Source organism: Cryobacterium sp. 10I5, from assembly GCF_035019865.1.
In the GTDB taxonomy this organism is placed as follows: domain Bacteria; phylum Actinomycetota; class Actinomycetes; order Actinomycetales; family Microbacteriaceae; genus Cryobacterium; species Cryobacterium breve_A.
On the sequence record NZ_JASJVI010000187.1, the window covers coordinates 1 to 1,496 of the forward strand.

General features: G+C 64.4%; 2 protein-coding genes. Both read right to left on the reverse strand.

Annotation, left to right across the window (positions count from 1 at the left end; genetic code table 11):
- Positions 1–109: 109 nt before the first annotated feature.
- Positions 110–877, reverse strand: coding sequence for an ATP-binding protein (locus QN350_RS19590; protein WP_323517181.1), 768 nt, complete (start codon positions 875–877; stop codon positions 110–112).
- A partial coding sequence (locus tag QN350_RS19595) for a Mu transposase domain-containing protein (protein WP_416347749.1) occupies positions 877–1,496 on the reverse strand: 620 nt, incomplete at its 5' end. The genes QN350_RS19590 and QN350_RS19595, both read right to left, overlap by 1 nt.

Here is a 1,496-nt window from a genome sequence, read left to right on the forward strand (position 1 = left end):
CTGGCGAGTAGTTCCAGGAGGTACTGCTAGTCCGGCGAGGTGGTTCTGATCCTCCGGGCAGGTGGTACTGGCGGCGGGCTGGTGAATGCCGCCAGTACCAGCCCGGTTGCTATTCCCAGTGGTTCTTATCGGCTCGGGCTTGGTCATCGTGGAGTTTGCGCATGTCGACGGTGCCGAGGTTGATGGTGCGGGCGTGGTTCGCGAGGCGGTTGACGATGGAGTCGGCTGCGACTCGGTCCGGGAGTGCTTCGACCCAGTAGCCGGGCCCGGACTGAGAAGCGATCAGTGTGGGGAGGCGGTGTTCTCGGTTGGCGAGGACGGCGAAGAGGTCGTTAGCGGCGTCGCTGTCGATGCCGACGGTGAGGAAGTCATCGATGATGAGCAGGTCCACGTCGGAGAGTTCGTTGAGGAGTCGTTGGTGGGCGATGGCATCGCTGCGGGTGATGATGAGTCGGCGGGCGAGGTCATCCATCCGGGCGTATGTGACGGTGTGTTCGTTGAGGCAGGCGCTGATCCCGATCGCGCAGGTGAGGTAGGTTTTCCCGCCTCCGGTGGGCGAGATGATCAACAGGTTCGTCGGGTCTGCCCGCCAGGCATGGGCTGCGTAGCGGCGCATGCGGACCCCGGTGATACCACGGCCTTCGCGGTAGTCGAGCTCCGCGATCGAGGCGTGTGGGATCGGGAACCTGGCCTGCCGGATCAGTTTCTCGACCCGGCTGTGGCGGCGCTGCTCGAGCGCGTCATCGACTGCGGTCAGGAACAGTTGTTCCGGGGTCAGGGTGTCGTTGGTTTCGTCTCGGATGAGTTCCTCGAACCGGGTGGCGACGTGAGTGACGCGCAGGGCCCGGAACTTGTCGTAATCGATGCTGGTGAACATCACTTTCCCTCCTCGTCGCGTGCGTAGTGCGAGGCGTCACGGACGTAGACGTCTTGGAAGGTGACGGTGCGTGCGGGTTTGCGCGTCGATGCTGCCGGTGTGACGGGTCGGGGTCGTTTGCTGTCGCTATCGATGGCGGCCATCACGCGTTTGAGTGTCGTGTAGGTCGGGTGGCCGTGCTGGTTGATCAGGGCCTGGCAGGCGGCCTCGAGGCGGGCCCGGTTCCTTTTCCCGAGGCCTTCGAGGATGTTCTGGCAGTCCAGATACCCTTGCGCTTCGATTCTCTGCCGGTGGAGGATCTGCTCGATCACGGTCACCGTCGCCGGGCCGAAGGACCGGGCCCGGTCCAGGAACCACCGCCGTGACCACAGCCCGTCAACGTCGCGGTGCTGGACGGGGACGTGCTCGGGCAGGGTCGAGTACTGGCCCTTCCGGCCCCGCTGCCGCGGATGCTCGCAAACGATGTCCTGGCCGTCGAACACGGTCACCCGGGACGAAGTCAGCCGCACCCGCAGCAGCTTGCCCGCGAAAGCGTGGGGAACCGAGTAGTACTGGAAATCACAGGAGAGGTGATAGTTGCGGCCGACCTTGAGCTCTTTCCAGTCGACTTCCTCGAACC

Coding starts and splice junctions, on each gene's coding strand:
- QN350_RS19590 (WP_323517181.1), bottom strand. CDS start 877: ATGTTCACCAGCATCGATTACGACAAGTTCCGGGCCCTGCGCGTCACT.